The sequence below is a fragment of the Flexivirga alba genome (genome assembly GCF_042661025.1).
GTDB classification, from domain to species: domain Bacteria; phylum Actinomycetota; class Actinomycetes; order Actinomycetales; family Dermatophilaceae; genus Flexivirga; species Flexivirga alba.
Map to the genome: position 1 here is coordinate 3,584,162 of NZ_JBHSWH010000001.1, position 13,279 is coordinate 3,597,440.

15 protein-coding genes and 1 pseudogene are annotated in these 13,279 nt (G+C 67.1%); 10 read left to right on the forward strand and 6 right to left on the reverse strand.

Going from position 1 to position 13,279, the window contains the following annotated elements; all coding sequences use genetic code 11:
- The first annotated feature begins 7 nt into the window (after positions 1-7).
- The 6 genes and pseudogenes from ACFQDH_RS17700 (at position 8) to ACFQDH_RS17725 (ending at position 4,574) form a co-directional block, all read left to right on the forward strand.
- Entirely contained in the window at positions 8-1,012 is a 1,005-nt protein-coding gene (locus ACFQDH_RS17700) for a UbiA family prenyltransferase (RefSeq protein ID WP_382403705.1), read from the forward strand.
- Positions 1,009-1,617, forward strand: a complete 609-nt coding sequence (locus ACFQDH_RS17705) for an NAD(P)/FAD-dependent oxidoreductase (protein ID WP_382403706.1) — start codon at positions 1,009-1,011, stop codon at positions 1,615-1,617. The genes ACFQDH_RS17700 and ACFQDH_RS17705 overlap by 4 nt, the downstream gene beginning before the upstream one ends.
- Before the next feature lie 5 nt (positions 1,618-1,622).
- Positions 1,623-1,940, forward strand: a complete 318-nt coding sequence (locus tag ACFQDH_RS17710; RefSeq protein ID WP_382403707.1) for a hypothetical protein — start codon at positions 1,623-1,625, stop codon at positions 1,938-1,940.
- Between the two features lies 1 nt (position 1,941).
- A pseudogene (locus ACFQDH_RS17715) lies at positions 1,942-3,011 on the forward strand (type III polyketide synthase).
- Positions 3,008-3,559, forward strand: a complete 552-nt coding sequence (locus ACFQDH_RS17720; RefSeq protein ID WP_382403708.1) for an isoprenylcysteine carboxyl methyltransferase family protein — start codon at positions 3,008-3,010, stop codon at positions 3,557-3,559. The pseudogene ACFQDH_RS17715 and the gene ACFQDH_RS17720 overlap by 4 nt, the downstream one beginning before the upstream one ends.
- Positions 3,552-4,574: an NAD(P)/FAD-dependent oxidoreductase gene (locus ACFQDH_RS17725; protein ID WP_382403709.1), complete on the forward strand. Its 1,023-nt coding sequence runs from the start codon at positions 3,552-3,554 to the stop codon at positions 4,572-4,574. The genes ACFQDH_RS17720 and ACFQDH_RS17725 overlap by 8 nt, the downstream gene beginning before the upstream one ends.
- Before the next feature lie 33 nt (positions 4,575-4,607).
- On the opposite strand, the gene ACFQDH_RS17730 is transcribed toward ACFQDH_RS17725, so the two are convergent.
- Positions 4,608-4,823 (reverse strand): hypothetical protein, encoded by a 216-nt coding sequence (locus ACFQDH_RS17730; protein WP_382403710.1) that lies wholly within the window; start codon positions 4,821-4,823, stop codon positions 4,608-4,610.
- Positions 4,824-4,895: 72 nt separating this feature from the next.
- On the opposite strand from ACFQDH_RS17730, the gene ACFQDH_RS17735 reads away from it, so the two are divergent.
- Together ACFQDH_RS17735 and ACFQDH_RS17740 are read left to right on the forward strand one after the other, a co-directional pair.
- Positions 4,896-5,096: a hypothetical protein gene (locus ACFQDH_RS17735; protein WP_382403711.1), complete on the forward strand. Its 201-nt coding sequence runs from the start codon at positions 4,896-4,898 to the stop codon at positions 5,094-5,096.
- A gap of 134 nt (positions 5,097-5,230) precedes the next feature.
- Complete coding sequence (locus tag ACFQDH_RS17740; protein ID WP_382403712.1) at positions 5,231-5,578, forward strand: sigma-70 family RNA polymerase sigma factor; 348 nt, start codon at positions 5,231-5,233, stop codon at positions 5,576-5,578.
- A gap of 32 nt (positions 5,579-5,610) precedes the next feature.
- On the opposite strand, the gene ACFQDH_RS17745 is transcribed toward ACFQDH_RS17740, so the two are convergent.
- The 5 genes from ACFQDH_RS17745 to ACFQDH_RS17765 form a co-directional block, all read right to left on the reverse strand.
- Complete coding sequence (locus ACFQDH_RS17745; RefSeq protein ID WP_382403713.1) at positions 5,611-6,348, reverse strand: class I SAM-dependent methyltransferase; 738 nt, start codon at positions 6,346-6,348, stop codon at positions 5,611-5,613.
- Positions 6,348-7,271, reverse strand: coding sequence for an NAD(P)/FAD-dependent oxidoreductase (locus ACFQDH_RS17750; protein WP_382403714.1), 924 nt, complete (start codon positions 7,269-7,271; stop codon positions 6,348-6,350). The genes ACFQDH_RS17745 and ACFQDH_RS17750 overlap by 1 nt, the downstream gene beginning before the upstream one ends.
- Positions 7,272-7,413: 142 nt before the next feature.
- Positions 7,414-7,833: a hemerythrin domain-containing protein gene (locus ACFQDH_RS17755; protein WP_382403715.1), complete on the reverse strand. Its 420-nt coding sequence runs from the start codon at positions 7,831-7,833 to the stop codon at positions 7,414-7,416.
- A 42-nt stretch (positions 7,834-7,875) separates the two neighbouring features.
- Entirely contained in the window at positions 7,876-8,619 is a 744-nt protein-coding gene (locus ACFQDH_RS17760) for an enolase C-terminal domain-like protein (protein WP_382403716.1), read from the reverse strand.
- Positions 8,577-9,041, reverse strand: a complete 465-nt coding sequence (locus ACFQDH_RS17765) for an enolase-like domain-containing protein (protein ID WP_382403717.1) — start codon at positions 9,039-9,041, stop codon at positions 8,577-8,579. The genes ACFQDH_RS17760 and ACFQDH_RS17765 overlap by 43 nt, the downstream gene beginning before the upstream one ends.
- Before the next feature lie 115 nt (positions 9,042-9,156).
- Between ACFQDH_RS17765 and ACFQDH_RS17770 the strand changes: the two genes are divergently transcribed.
- Entirely contained in the window at positions 9,157-11,013 is a 1,857-nt protein-coding gene (locus ACFQDH_RS17770) for a transketolase (RefSeq protein WP_382403718.1), read from the forward strand.
- A 282-nt stretch (positions 11,014-11,295) separates the two neighbouring features.
- On the forward strand, positions 11,296-13,212 hold the full coding sequence (locus ACFQDH_RS17775) for an MFS transporter (protein WP_382403719.1): 1,917 nt from the start codon (positions 11,296-11,298) through the stop codon (positions 13,210-13,212).
- Positions 13,213-13,279 lie beyond the last annotated feature (67 nt).

The window sequence follows — 13,279 nt, forward strand, 5'->3', positions numbered from 1 at the left end:
CTGTTGGGTGCCACTCCGGCAGCCGTTGGACAAATGCAGCGGAGATTGGGACATCGCGACACGCGACGCACTCGTAGCCGACCACCCGGTGGGACTCGCCACCCGGTTCGGTGGCACGCTGCTTCGCGCTCTCGGTCTCGGCACGTCGGCGTCGACCACCGCTCGCGGCAAGCGGTGGAAGTTCTCAACCGGGAGGCCACGGCGCCCCATCGAAGAAGCACGCGAACTGCGCGGACTTCTCAAGGCTTGCCACCCGGGCCCCAGCCTGGCGGTCACTGTGCTCGCCTCGGCGTATGGCGTATCGATCGGCTTACCGGCTTCACGCATCGCGTTGGTCGCCGCGACCGTCTTGACCGGACAACTATCCATCGGGTGGAGCAACGATCTGATCGACGTCAACCGGGACCGCGCCACGGCTCGACGGGACAAGCCGTTCGCCACCGGGGAGCTGTCCATCCGCGCCGGACGAGTCGCCTGCGCAGTCACGGCCATCGGGACCGTTGTCCTGTCGTTGGGTAACGGCATCGGGTTCTCCGAGGTCTATCTTCCGTGCGTCGCTGCCGGTTGGTCCTACAACCTCGGGATGAAGGGAACAGTGCTGTCCTGGTTGCCGTATGCCGTTGCGTTCGGTGGTCTTCCGGTGTCCGTCGCCCTCGCCGGCGGTGCGACGTCGCCGTGGTGGGTTGCGGTGGCAGGCGCTCTGCTCGGCGTCGGTGCGCATCTGATGAATGTGTTGCCCGATCTGGCCGACGACGAGGCAACCGGCATCCACGGTCTGGCCCATCGTCTCGGCGCGCGCAGGACAAGCCTGCTGGCTGTAACGAGCCTCCTCGCGGCCTCGGTCCTGCTGCTGTTGATCGAGGCCCGGACCGAGCCGGTTGCAGCAGGCGCCGTTGCCGCTGTCGTGGCCGTGCTCGCCGGACTGGCCATGGTGAGTGACGGGAAAACGCCGTTCTACGCCGCTATGGGTATCGCTGTCGCTGACGTCGGACTGTTGCTGGTCGCCGGATGAGCGAGGAATGGGATGTCGTCATCGTGGGCGCGGGTCCGGCCGGTTCCTCAGCCGCACTGGCGGTGCTGCAGGAGCAGCCCAACGCGCGCGTTCTCCTGCTCGACCGCGCAACTTTCCCGAGGGACAAGAGCTGCGGCGACGGACTCGCGCCACAGGTCATCGACGTGTTGGACAGTCTGGGCGTCGGCGCCATCGTCGACGGTTGGACGCCGCTGCGCGAGCTCGAGCTGTCCCGAGGCTCCCGGACTGTCCGAGGGCTGATGGCTCGCCCGGTGTACGTCATTCCGCGTGAGGTGTTCGACACACGGCTGGTGGAACGCGCGGTCAGCGCCGGTGCACATCTGGCCCACCACAGGGTGCGCGACGCGCGCGTCGACGGAGCCAGTGTTGTGATCGACGAACAATTCCGGACACGCGCCCTGATCAGCGCCGACGGCGCGCACTCGGTGATCCGCGCGTCCCTCGCGCCGACCCAGGGTCGGCGGGCCATCGCAGCACGGCAGCCGGTGGCGCGCACACCACCTGCCCGTTGTCCAGGTACGGCTGGCACTCCGAGCAACCCGACGGCCACGTCCTGTATGCCGGCGATGCGGCCGGGCTGGTGAATCCGATGACCGGTGAAGGTATCTACTACGCAGCCTTGACCCGCGCTGCCGTCGACGGCGGCCGTGGCGACGTGGCCGCACGGTACCGCGGCGCCGTGCGTGCCCAGCTGAACACGCACCTGCACCACACCTGGCTGGCGGCGCGACTGACAACGCGTCCAGCGATCGTCGAAGCCGGAATCACGAGCGCGGCCCACGACCAGCGGACGTTCGACGATCTGGTCGAACTCGGGCTAGGTGGCGGCCGGCTCACTGCGCGGTTGGCCGCCTCTCTTGCCTGTGGTCTCGTACGCAACCAACTCATCCGTCTGAAGGGACACTGACATGGAGATCCTCGCGGTTCGGGGCGCGCTACCGCAGCAACGTCACACGCAGGACGAGATCACCGACGCGTTCGCCGAGGTCATCGCCCGCGGCGGGCTGGACGAGAAGATGCTGCGCCGGCTGCACCGCAACGTCGGAGTGAACACTCGCCACGTCGTTCTGCCACTGCAGGACTACGGCACGCTCGACAGCTTCGGTGCTGCCAACGACCTGTTCATCGAGCACGCCGTGCCGCTCGGCGCGCAGGCGCTGCAAGATGCGCTCAAGGATGCCGGCCTGGCACCCACGGACGTCGACTACCTGATCTGCGCAACTGTCACCGGTTTGGCGATCCCGTCGCTGGATGCTCGGATCGCGAGCACACTCGGTCTTCGCCCCGACGTCCGGCGAGTCCCGATGGTCGGCCTCGGCTGTGTCGCCGGCGCCGCAGGCGTTGCGCGGTTGCACGACTACCTCGTCGGACACCCCTGCAAGGTCGCCGCGCTGGTCACCGTCGAACTCTGCTCGCTCACCGTCCAGCGCGACGACACCACGATTCCCAACTTGGTGGCCAGCGGTTTGTTCGGGGATGGGGCAGCGGCGGTCGTCGCACACGGCGGGACGGGACACGGCGGTCCGATCGAGGTGCTCGACAGTCGCAGCCACCTCTATCCCGACTCCGAGCGGATCATGGGTTTCGACGTCGGTGAAGGCGGCCTGCGGATCGTGCTCGACGCACAAGTGCCGGCGGTCGTACAGCGGTATATCCGCGACGACGTCGACGACTTCCTGGAGCACAACGGCCTGACGCGCGCTGACATCGGCTGGTGGGTGTGCCACCCCGGCGGGCCGAAGGTCATCGACGCACTGGGTGACTCCTTGGCCTCACCGAGCACGACGTCGCGTTGACTCGGGACTCGCTGGCGCGTATCGGTAACCTCTCGTCGGCCTCGGTGCTGCACGTGTTGCAGGACACCCTGCGCGACCGGCCACCACGACCGGGCAGTTACGGGCTGCTGCTGGCGCTGGGCCCGGGATTCTGCTCCGAGGTCGTGCTGCTGCGCGCCACCGACCCGCGGCAGGCGTCGTGACGGCACTGGCCGGCCTGCCCGCGTTCATCCTCGTGGTCGCCCTGGTCGGCGTCGAACGACTGGCCGAGCTGGTGGTGTCCCGGCGAAACACCGCATGGAGTCTGGCGCACGGTGGCCGAGAGACCGGGCAGGGCCACTACCCGGCCATGGTCGTGCTGCACACCGGACTTCTCCTCGCGATGCTGGTCGAGGCCCTTGTGCGCAGGCCCGAGGTTCCGCCTGGTCTCGCCTGGCCGATGCTCGTGCTCGTCGTCGCCGCCCAAGGCCTGCGCTGGCGGTGCATCAGCGTCCTCGGCCACCGCTGGAACACGCGGGTGATCGTCGTCCCCGGGTTGGCGCCGGTGCGATCGGGCCCCTACCGGTGGTTCGCCCACCCGAACTACGTCGCCGTGGTCGTAGAGGGCATTGCCCTGCCGATGGTGCACGCGAGCTGGATCACCGCGCTGGTGTTCACCGTCCTGAACGCTGCGCTCCTGACCGTGCGCATCCGCACCGAGAACGCGGCACTCGCGTCGTTGCCCCAGGAAACGCGCGCGGCCCATGCGTGATCTGCTCATCGCCGGAGGCGGCCCGATCGGGCTGGCCACCGCCCTGTATGCCGCCCGCGCCGGCCTCGACGTCGTCATCCGAGAGCCCAGGACCGGACCCATCGACAAGGCGTGCGGCGAGGGGCTGATGCCGGGCGCTGTCGCCGCACTGCGCGATCTCGGGGTCAGACCGGAAGGACGACAACTGTGCGGCATCCGCTACCTCGACGCGCGCCACACTGCCGAGGCGGCGTTCCGAGCAGACTTCGGCCTGGGCGTGCGCCGGACGGTCCTGCAACAGGCACTCGCGCGTCGCGTCGAGGCTGCGGGTGTGACGACTGAGGCACGGCGGGTGCACGAGGTCCTCAATGCAGCAGACCACGTCGAGGTCGATGGCGCCCCAGTGCGGTACGTGATCGCCGCAGACGGACTGCACTCCCGCGTGCGACGCGCGCTGAGGCTCGACCGTCCCCCGGCAAGCAGCCCCCGCTTCGGCCAGCGCTGTCACGTCGAGATGGAGCCGTGGACGTCGTACGTCGAGGTGCATTGGTCAGCCGTCGGCGAGGCCTACGTCACTCCCGTCGGACCGCGACAGGTCGGTGTCGCGGTGCTGAGCAGGGATCGTCGTCCACTGGCCGAACTGTTGCGAGGGTTCCCGCTGCTCGCAGCACGTATCGACGACCAGGTGCGCTCCCGTCCACGCGGAGCCGGACCCTTGCGGCAGCGTTCGAAGCAACGAGTCGCCGGTCGCGTCCTACTGGTGGGTGACGCCGCGGGTTACATCGATGCGATCACCGGCGAGGGCATTGCGATCGGGATGGCGCAGGCGCGTGCCGCCGTCGAAGCGGTGGTTGCCGGGACCCCGTCGCGCTACGAAGCGGCGTGGCGACGTATCGGATGGCGGCATACCGCCCTGACCAGCGGACTCGTGATGACGACGCGGCTCTCCGTGGTACGCCGGCACATCGTGCACAGTGCATCCGTTGCGCCGAGCGTGTTCGCCGCAGCCGTCGATCAGCTGGCGAGACCGGCATGACCGAGCAACTCGGCAGACCTTTCGGCTGAGCACTTACTTGTCCCAACCGCGAACCGTGTCTCCGATCATCCAGAGGGTAGGTGGCCACAGACCGACGAACAGCGCTCGGCGTTCAGCGTTGCCGCGCTCGGTCTCGTCGACCGTCTTCGCGCGAATCCACAGGCCGACGCACAGCCCGACCGCGGCCAGTGAAGCGGCGTGGAACGGCAGCCCTCGCAGGTCGTCCGGATGCACCTGCTTGTTCAGCATGGTTCTTCCTGTCGCTTGCCTTGCAACGTCGAACGGCGAAACAGCGCCTCGTCCGGACAAGTCTTGGAGGCGATGCCCGGCGCGGACTGCGACGTCGTCCGAGTCGTCGACCACGACGTTCGACCGGGCGTCGAGTCCGACATGGGCGACGGTGACGGCTGGCCGCCGATTCGCGATCAGGTGATGGGCTCAGACATCCTCGTCCAGCGGGTACTGGAACGCTTGGATGCAGAGCTGTCCGACACGGATGGGCAGGATCCGATGCCTCGATGACATGCCACCGGTGCGGGCGCCTCGCAGAGACGCGTCGCGCGGCAGGGAATGCACCAGGCGGCCGGTGGGTACGACTCAGCATTCACGAATTGGAGTGTTGCCGCGGCGCCACGAACGACCTCGGCGATCGTCTGGTGATCGACCGGGAGGCCTACATGTCCGAGACTCCACGCCGCAAGCGCCACCCCGAGATCAATCTTCTGACTGCGTCGGCAGCACCCGCGTTACAGGATGAAATGCTGTCCGGTCTGCTGCTCGCATGTTCAGGTGGCGACCTGGCCGCCTTGGCACGGCTTTACGACGCCACCTCCGTCCAGGTCTTCGGGCTGATCCGACGCATGCGACCCGAACGTGCGCCCGAACTGATGATCGCGACCTACCTGCAGACATGGCGCCGCTGCGCGAATTATGACCCGGCTCAATCCACGGCTTCCGTCTGGATCCTGAGCGTTGTCCTCCACCAGATCGCCGACTGTCCATGACGGTACTCGCGCGTCAGCCGTCGTCGACGGGCTCACTGATGTTTTTTTGCCAGAAAGGTGACGAGCGTAGAGCGGAGCGTGTAGCGCTCCCCATCCCGTTCTTCGTCCACCTCAGCGAGATTCGAGCGCAGATAGTCAACGCTGAACGCACCGAACACGTCCGCGAGCAGGTCCGCAGCTGTAGCGGCAGACAGTCCGCTCTCCAACAGCGCCGCTCGCGGCGTCCCATCTTCGCGGACCTCGAATCGGTCGGCGATGATTCCTGCTGCCACCACTCCACCAGGGTTCAGAGCGGCTCGAATCCGTTCCAGCAGAACGCGAATGGCCCCCTCGTCCGGCAGGTGCTCGATGGCCGAAAAGACAATGATGAGGTCAGCCGCCGTCTGGAAGGTGAAGTCGGCCAGGTCCGACTGCACTGTGTGCAGCGTTGTGCCGTCCTGCGGCACCGTGGCGCTGCTGATTCGATCGAGGGCGGACTGCAGCAGGTCGACGGCATACACCTCGGAGCCAGCCGGTAGCCGACTCAGCATTGGGAGCGTATGACGGCCGATACCGGCGCCGAGGTCGTAAGCCGTGACCGTGCCGCGCTGCGGAAGTCTCTCCAGTGCGTCGACCATCAGTTGGTCAGGCTCCTCCATCCAAGTACCTGGCTGCCCCACGGCAGCAGACGCATAGAACTCCTCGTGATACCGCACCGTCTCGTGCCGAGCCCGTGCGAATGCACTGTCCGCGGCCTGCCGCGTCGGCCGACCCTCAGTCGTGCCGGTCATCAGAGACGTCCTCGCTGCTGCGGAAGCTCGCTGCCTCCGAGCCGACCAGCCCGAGCAACGACACTGGTCGCGTGGCGACGGTGTCGCGCAGATAGGCCGCCGCCGTCGCCCACCGATTCGGCGCGTGGGGCAGCGCCGAGAGGTGGTAGGCGCGGGTGACGAACTTGGCAGGGCGACCGGCGAGCCGGATCCCCAGTGGGTTCGCGACTGCAAAACCCGGCCCGAGGTCGACCACCAGGCCGAGGTCGTGGTGCTTGTAGTTGATCGGGGCGCCGACGCCGAGGCTCGCGGCCACGTTCCGGGCGACGACCCGGCCTTGCCGTGTGGCGTGCTGTGCCGTGGGAGGCGTGATCTTTCCGCAACTGGGTCACCAACTCGGTGCCCGCGTATGACGCCCCGACCACGACCACCGTTCGACGAGCCTTCCGCCGCTCTTCATCGGGGTCGTGGTCGGCGAGCTCGAGTTCGCGCAGGAAGTGCTCACGCAGGTAGAGCGCCTCCGCGACGGTCTTCAGCCCGTGGGCATTGTCGGCGAGACCGGGGACATCGAACAGCCGGGTCACCGAGCCGGGCGTGAGAACCAGCTTGTCCCAATGCATTTCGGATGTTCCCGCGATCTGGTCCCGCAGCTGCAGGGTGTGCGCGTCGAGATCGACAGCTGCGACACGCCCCGGCCGCAACACCACGTCGGGCAACGTCTTCGAAAGTGGTACGGCGACGTACTTCGGGTCGAGCAGGCCACCCGCGACATCCGGCAGCAGTGGTGTGTAGAGCATGTAGTCGTCGGGCGACACCAGCATGATCTCGGCGGAGACACTCGCGCGACGAAGGCGGCGCGAGAGCCCTCGTGCGGCCTCGAAACCGGCAAAACCGCTGCCTACCACCACGATTCGCTGCGGGCGGTCTTGCTGGGCATCGGACATGGAAGGCATCACACCGTTACTTCGCATCGTCAGCCGGCCAGCCAGGTGGTGCTGTCCCGAACCATGGTGGAGAAGTCCCCGTACTCGATCGGGCACTCGCCTTCCACCGCGGTCGCGACCGCGTGCAGCGCCTGCCCGATCCTCAGTCGCTGGGGGCGCCGAGATCGGCGAACAACGGCAGTTCAGAGGCCTCCTCGGCCGTCGCGTGATGCGTGACGGCTTCCTCGAGCAGAGCGAGCTGCATGTTGTATTCGTACGACCCGCGGTCGAGTTCCTGAAGCCGCTCGACCAGCTGGACCGTTTGCCGCTCCTCGGCCATGCGGTCGTCGCCGACCCCGACCGGACCACCCCCGGCGTGCGCGAGCGAGGGGTGGACCGTCAACTGCTCGGCTGCTTCGTGCATGGCGAGCAACCGCAACAGCAGCTCAGTGGCCACTTCCTGATCCTCCTCGGACCCGGTCTTCGCGGCGTGGAACGCGGCGCGGATCATGCCGTGCTGCGCCGTGACCGCGCCGGCGATCTCAATCGCTGTGGGTATGTCGTCGATGTTGTGCTGGTCCATACCCGCGCCATACCCGCTCTTGCCGGCGATGACACAGCCAGCTCAGGTGAGCCGTGGGGGCCGATGCGCGTCCAGCGAGGTGATTCCGCGCATACCGATCCGTTGGGTCGAGACATCGTCGACCGCGAACCGCGACACGTCCTTCAGCCGATAACCGTGACCCACGGCCGCGGGGCGCACCGACGACATCTGCCCGTTTCGGACGGCCGGTGCGCCCTCGATCAACTGTTCCTCCACGGTGACGTGGTCGCTGAACCACTCGGCGTGGCGAACTGTGTGATCTGCGAGTGCCAGCGGCAGGTGTAGCGCCGGCGCGCCATGCCCGGAGACAGGGACGTGGACCGCGTGCGCGTATGCCGCACACCGCCGCCACCCCGTGTACCCGCCGCACCGTGTCACATCCAGCTGGACACAGTCGACGGCCTCACACATCGAGCGCGCATCGGAAATCTCGGCGATGTACTCCCCCGCGGCCACATCACAACTCAGGGCGTCGCTCAACTGTCCGAGCCCCGACAGGTCTTCGCTGGACACCGGCTCCTCGAACCACGTCACGCCGAGCAGGTCCAGGTCCTGTCCGACGTGCATCGCCTGGCTTCGTGAGTAGCCGCCGTTCGCGTCGACCATCACCTCGACGTCGCCGCGCACTCTGGCCATGACACGCGCGACCCGGTCGATGTCACGCGTCAGGTTGCGGCCCCAATTCTCACCGATCTTCAGCTTCAGCGCCGAACAACCGGCACTCAGCCACGCTTCGACCTGCTCGTCGAGCTGACCTTCGTCCATCGATGTGAAGCCGCCGGACCCGTAGATCGGGACCGAGTCGCGGTGCGCACCCCAAAGGTCCGCCAGCGGCACCGCAGCCCTTTGCTGCGCAGATCCCAGAACGCGATGTCCATCGCACTGATCGCCGCCATCGCCACACCGCGCGTCCCGAGGTTGCGGCAGGCACGGTGCATCCGTTCCCACAGACGTCCGGGACTGGACGGATCCTCGCCCAGAACTTCCGGCGCGAGAACCGATCGAATGATCTCCACGGCTGCCGGCGACGTGTACGACCACCCGAGGCCGACCTCTGGGCCCGCACGTACTTCCACGGTCACGACATTGATGTGATCCCACGTCAGGGTGCCGTCGCTCTCCGGCGCCGAGGTCGCGAACGACAGCGCGCGGACCTCGACCTCGTCGACTACAGCTCCGGGCCTCATCCCCGCCGCATACCCATTGCAGCAACGACCCAACCCTCCCGACGGTCCCCGGTTTCCCCCTTCACGAGGACGGGTAGATGCCGCTCATCCTGCGTCGCTGAGAGCAGCACACTCGATGACAACAACCTCGGACACTCGGCCGGACTTGGATTTCTGCGCTGAACTGGGCCAACAACTCCGGGTCGACTCGGTGGTGATGAGTGATCGGGCCGGCTCCGGTCACCCCACGTCGTCCATGTCAGCGGCCGACCTGATCGCGGTGCTGATGGCCCGCCACCTGCACTGGGACCTGCAGACACCGGACGACCCGCACAACGACCATGTGATCTTCTCCAAGGGCCATGCTTCGCCGCTCTACTACGCGATGCTGCACGCCGCAGGTGCCATCGACGAGGAGGAGCTGCGCACCTACCGTCGGCTGGACAGCAGGCTCGAGGGACACCCGACACCGAGGATGCCCCCGACCGATGTCGCGACCGGGTCACTCGGTCAGGGTCTGCCGATCGGTGTGGGAATCGCCTTGTCCGGCAAGGCTCTTGAGCAACTCCCCTACCGCGTCTGGGTGCTGTGCGGTGACTCCGAGATGGCGGAGGGATCAATCTGGGAAGCCTTCAATTACGCCGGTTGGCGCGGGCTGGACAACCTGACCGCCATCATCGACGTCAACCGCCTCGGGCAGACCCGCGAGACCATGCTCGGTCACAACCTGCAGGCGTATGCCGACCGGGCGACGGCGTTCGGCTGGCATCCGATTGTCGTCGACGGCCACGATGTGCAGGCCATTGACGAGGCGTATGCCGAGGCTGCCGGCGTATCAGGCAAGCCCACCGTGATCATTGCGCGCACGCTCAAGGGAAAGGGCGTCAAGGCGGTAGAAGACCAGCCCGGCAAGCACGGAAAACCGTTGGAGGACGCAGCTTCCGCGGTCCAGGAGCTCGGCGGATTCCGGGACCTGCAGGTCGACGTGCAGCATCCCGACACCAGCCAGGACCCGCACCGCTTCTCGAGCACGCAGGCAGACCGTCCGACATACGAAGTCGGCACCGAGGGCTCGACGCGGGAGGCGTATGGCGCCGCGCTGGCCTGGCTCGGCGCCACCCGTGAGGACATCGTCGCGCTGGACGGTGAGGTCTCAAACTCCACGCATTCGGACCAGTTCGCCGAGGCCCGGCCCGAGCGGTACTTCGAGATGTTCATCGCCGAGCAGCAGATGGCAGCGGCTGCCGTCGGCCTCGGCACGCGAGGCTGGACGGCCTTCGCTTCGACCTTCGGGGCGTTCTGGGCACGGGCCTACGATTTCGTCCGCATGGCTGCGGTGTCACGCGCCGACCTGCGCCTGTGCGGATCTCACGCAGGCGTCGCCATCGGCGCGGACGGCCCCTCGCAGATGGCGTTGGAGGACATGGCGTCACTACGTGCCATCCACGGCAGCGTCGTGCTGCATCCGTCCGACGCGAACCAAGTCACCTGCCTGATGGAGGAGATCGCCGACCGCAGCGGCATCTCCTACCTGCGGGTGTTGCGCGGCAAGACGACGGTGCGCACAGCGTCCGACGAACGCGTCCACGTCGGCGGCAGCCGGACCGTGCGGGAAGGCGACAACGACGACGTGACCCTGATCGGGTGCGGAGTCACGGTCGATGAGGCCGTAAAGGCCGCGGATCTCCTTGCCGCACATGGGATCACGGCACGGGTCATCGACTGCTACTCGGTGAAACCGATCGACGAAGAAGCAGTACGCCAGGCTGCGGCCGACACGAAAGCCATCATCACCGTCGAGGACCATCGCGGCGAGGGCGGGCTCGGCGACGCGGTCCTGGAAGCGCTGGCGGAAAGCGAAGAGCGGCCCGTGGTCCGCAAGCTGGCCGTGGACATCATGCCGACCTCGGGCACTCCCGAGGAATTGATGCACGCAGCCGGCATCGACGCCGAGGCGATCACCGCCGCAGCACGGAGTCTTCGTGATGAATGACCTGATGAGAGTCGACCGCGAGCACCGAGCACGAAACCCGAAGTGCGTGTTCGTCGGCCACCGGGTCCGGTTCCACGCGCAAGACCGCACCATGACGTGGGCTTGCGAATGGTGTGGTGGACACACGGGATCCAAGACCTATGACTCTGCCGTTGCTGCGAGGAAGTATGCCCGCGCATTCGACCGGCGCGACGGTCAGGACGTCGGCAAACGTGCGCCACTTCTGGGGATGTTCCCGTTGCGACTGTGGCGGTTCTTGCGCAATCGAAAGGACGCACAGAGATGAGTGCCGAGACAGGCACGATCACCACCAAGGTCCCGGCTCGGCTTGACCGGCTGCCGTGGGCCAAGTTCCACTGGCGGGTCGTCATCGGGCTCGGCAGCGTCTGGATCCTCGACGGCCTCGAGGTCACGATGGTCGGGAACGTGGCCGCCCGGATGACCGAGGGCGACAGCGGCATCTCGATCACTTCGGCGCAGATCGGGATGGCCGGCGCCATCTACGTCGTCGGCGCCTGTGTCGGAGCGCTGTTCTTCGGTCAGCTGACCGACCGCTTCGGTCGTAAGAAGCTGTTCATGCTCACCCTGGGCGTCTACATCACCGCCACCGTGCTCAGCGCCTTCGCCTTCGCGCCCTGGTATTTCTTCCTCATGCGGTTCTTCACCGGGTCCGGCATCGGTGGCGAGTATTCAGCGATCAACTCGGCCATCGACGAACTCATCCCGGCCCGGGTCCGCGGCCGGATAGATCTGATCATCAACGGCACCTATTGGGCTGGGGCCGCGGGCGGGGCCGCGGTGGCCATCGTGCTGCTCAACAAGGGCGTGCTGCCGGCCGACCTCGGCTGGCGACTGGCCTTCGGGCTCGGCGCGATCCTCGGACTGCTGGTGCTGCTCGTGCGGCGGCACGTACCCGAGAGTCCCCGGTGGCTGTTCATCCACGGCAGGCAGGACGAGGCCGAACGGATCGTCGGCGACATCGAAGATGACGTGGAGGAGGAGACGGGCCAAGAGTTGTCCGAGCCGGGCGACAGCATCACCGTCCGGCAACGCCAGGCGATCCCGTTCCGGGAGATCGCCAAGGTCGCGTTCAAGCTCTATCCGAAACGCGCGATCCTCGGCTTCTCGTTGTTCGTCGGCCAGGCATTCCTCTACAACGGGATCACCTTCGACCTCGGAACCCTCTTGGGCAAGGCATACAAGGTGTCATCCGACCGGATTCCGATCTTCTTCATCCTGTATGCCGTAGCCAGTTTCCTGGGGCCGGTGCTGCTCGGTCGGCTGTTCGACACGGTCGGCAGGAAGCCGATGATCGCGATCTCCTACCTCGGCTCGGCTGTCGCCGGGCTGGTCCTGGCCTGGGTCGTCGTCGAATCGGCAGGTGGCGTATGGGGATTCGAAGCCATGCTGATGGTGACGTTCTTCCTTGCCTCGTCCGGTGCGAGCGCGGCCTACCTGACGGTCAGCGAGATCTTCCCGATGGAGACGCGTGCGCTGGCCATCGCCTTCTTCTATGCCATTGGCACCGCTGCGGGCGGCATCGCGGGGCCACTGCTGTTCGGCCGGTTCATCGACTCCGGCGACACCTCGCTGATCGCTCTGGGCTTCATCATCGGTGCTGTGGTGATGGCGATCGGCGGAGTCGTCGAGCTGCTCTTCGGGGTGAATTCGGAGGGCAAGAGCCTGGAGAGCATCGCGATGCCGCTGACTGCCGAAGACGCGAAGGACGGCGGACAGGGGCGCGGCGGCGCGGAGCACGAGCAGAAGACTCAGGACACCGGGTCCTCGGGTGACGACGCCGACGACGACGAGAAGACACGCAGGGACGAGCAACGTCGGGCCCGGGACGAGCGGATCAGGGCGCGGGAGGAACGCCGGCAACGGCGGCAGACGACCGGGGCGGCTCGGTACCGGCCGGGTCCGGGCCGGACGCTTTGGTCGCCTCGGATGTCTGTGTCAGACCCGACGGAACCACCTGACGTGCTCGACGACGAGATCGAGTCCATCGTCCGGGCGTTGGCCGATCATGGAGCGCTCAATACCTCCAACCTGTTCGAGATGGTGCACGGGCGCTACTGGGGTCCTGGGCGATTCCGCCGCGCACTGCGGGAGGCGGTGGCTGAGGGGCGCGCCGAGCGGCTCTCCCGTGGCCGGTACGGACCGCCGGCCCCGTCCGACGGGTCTCGTTCAGACGGCTGAATCACGCCACCGACGAGCCGGAAGCTGGAAGAGGTGGTCCGATGGTGAGCTCGCAGGGCTTGTCCAG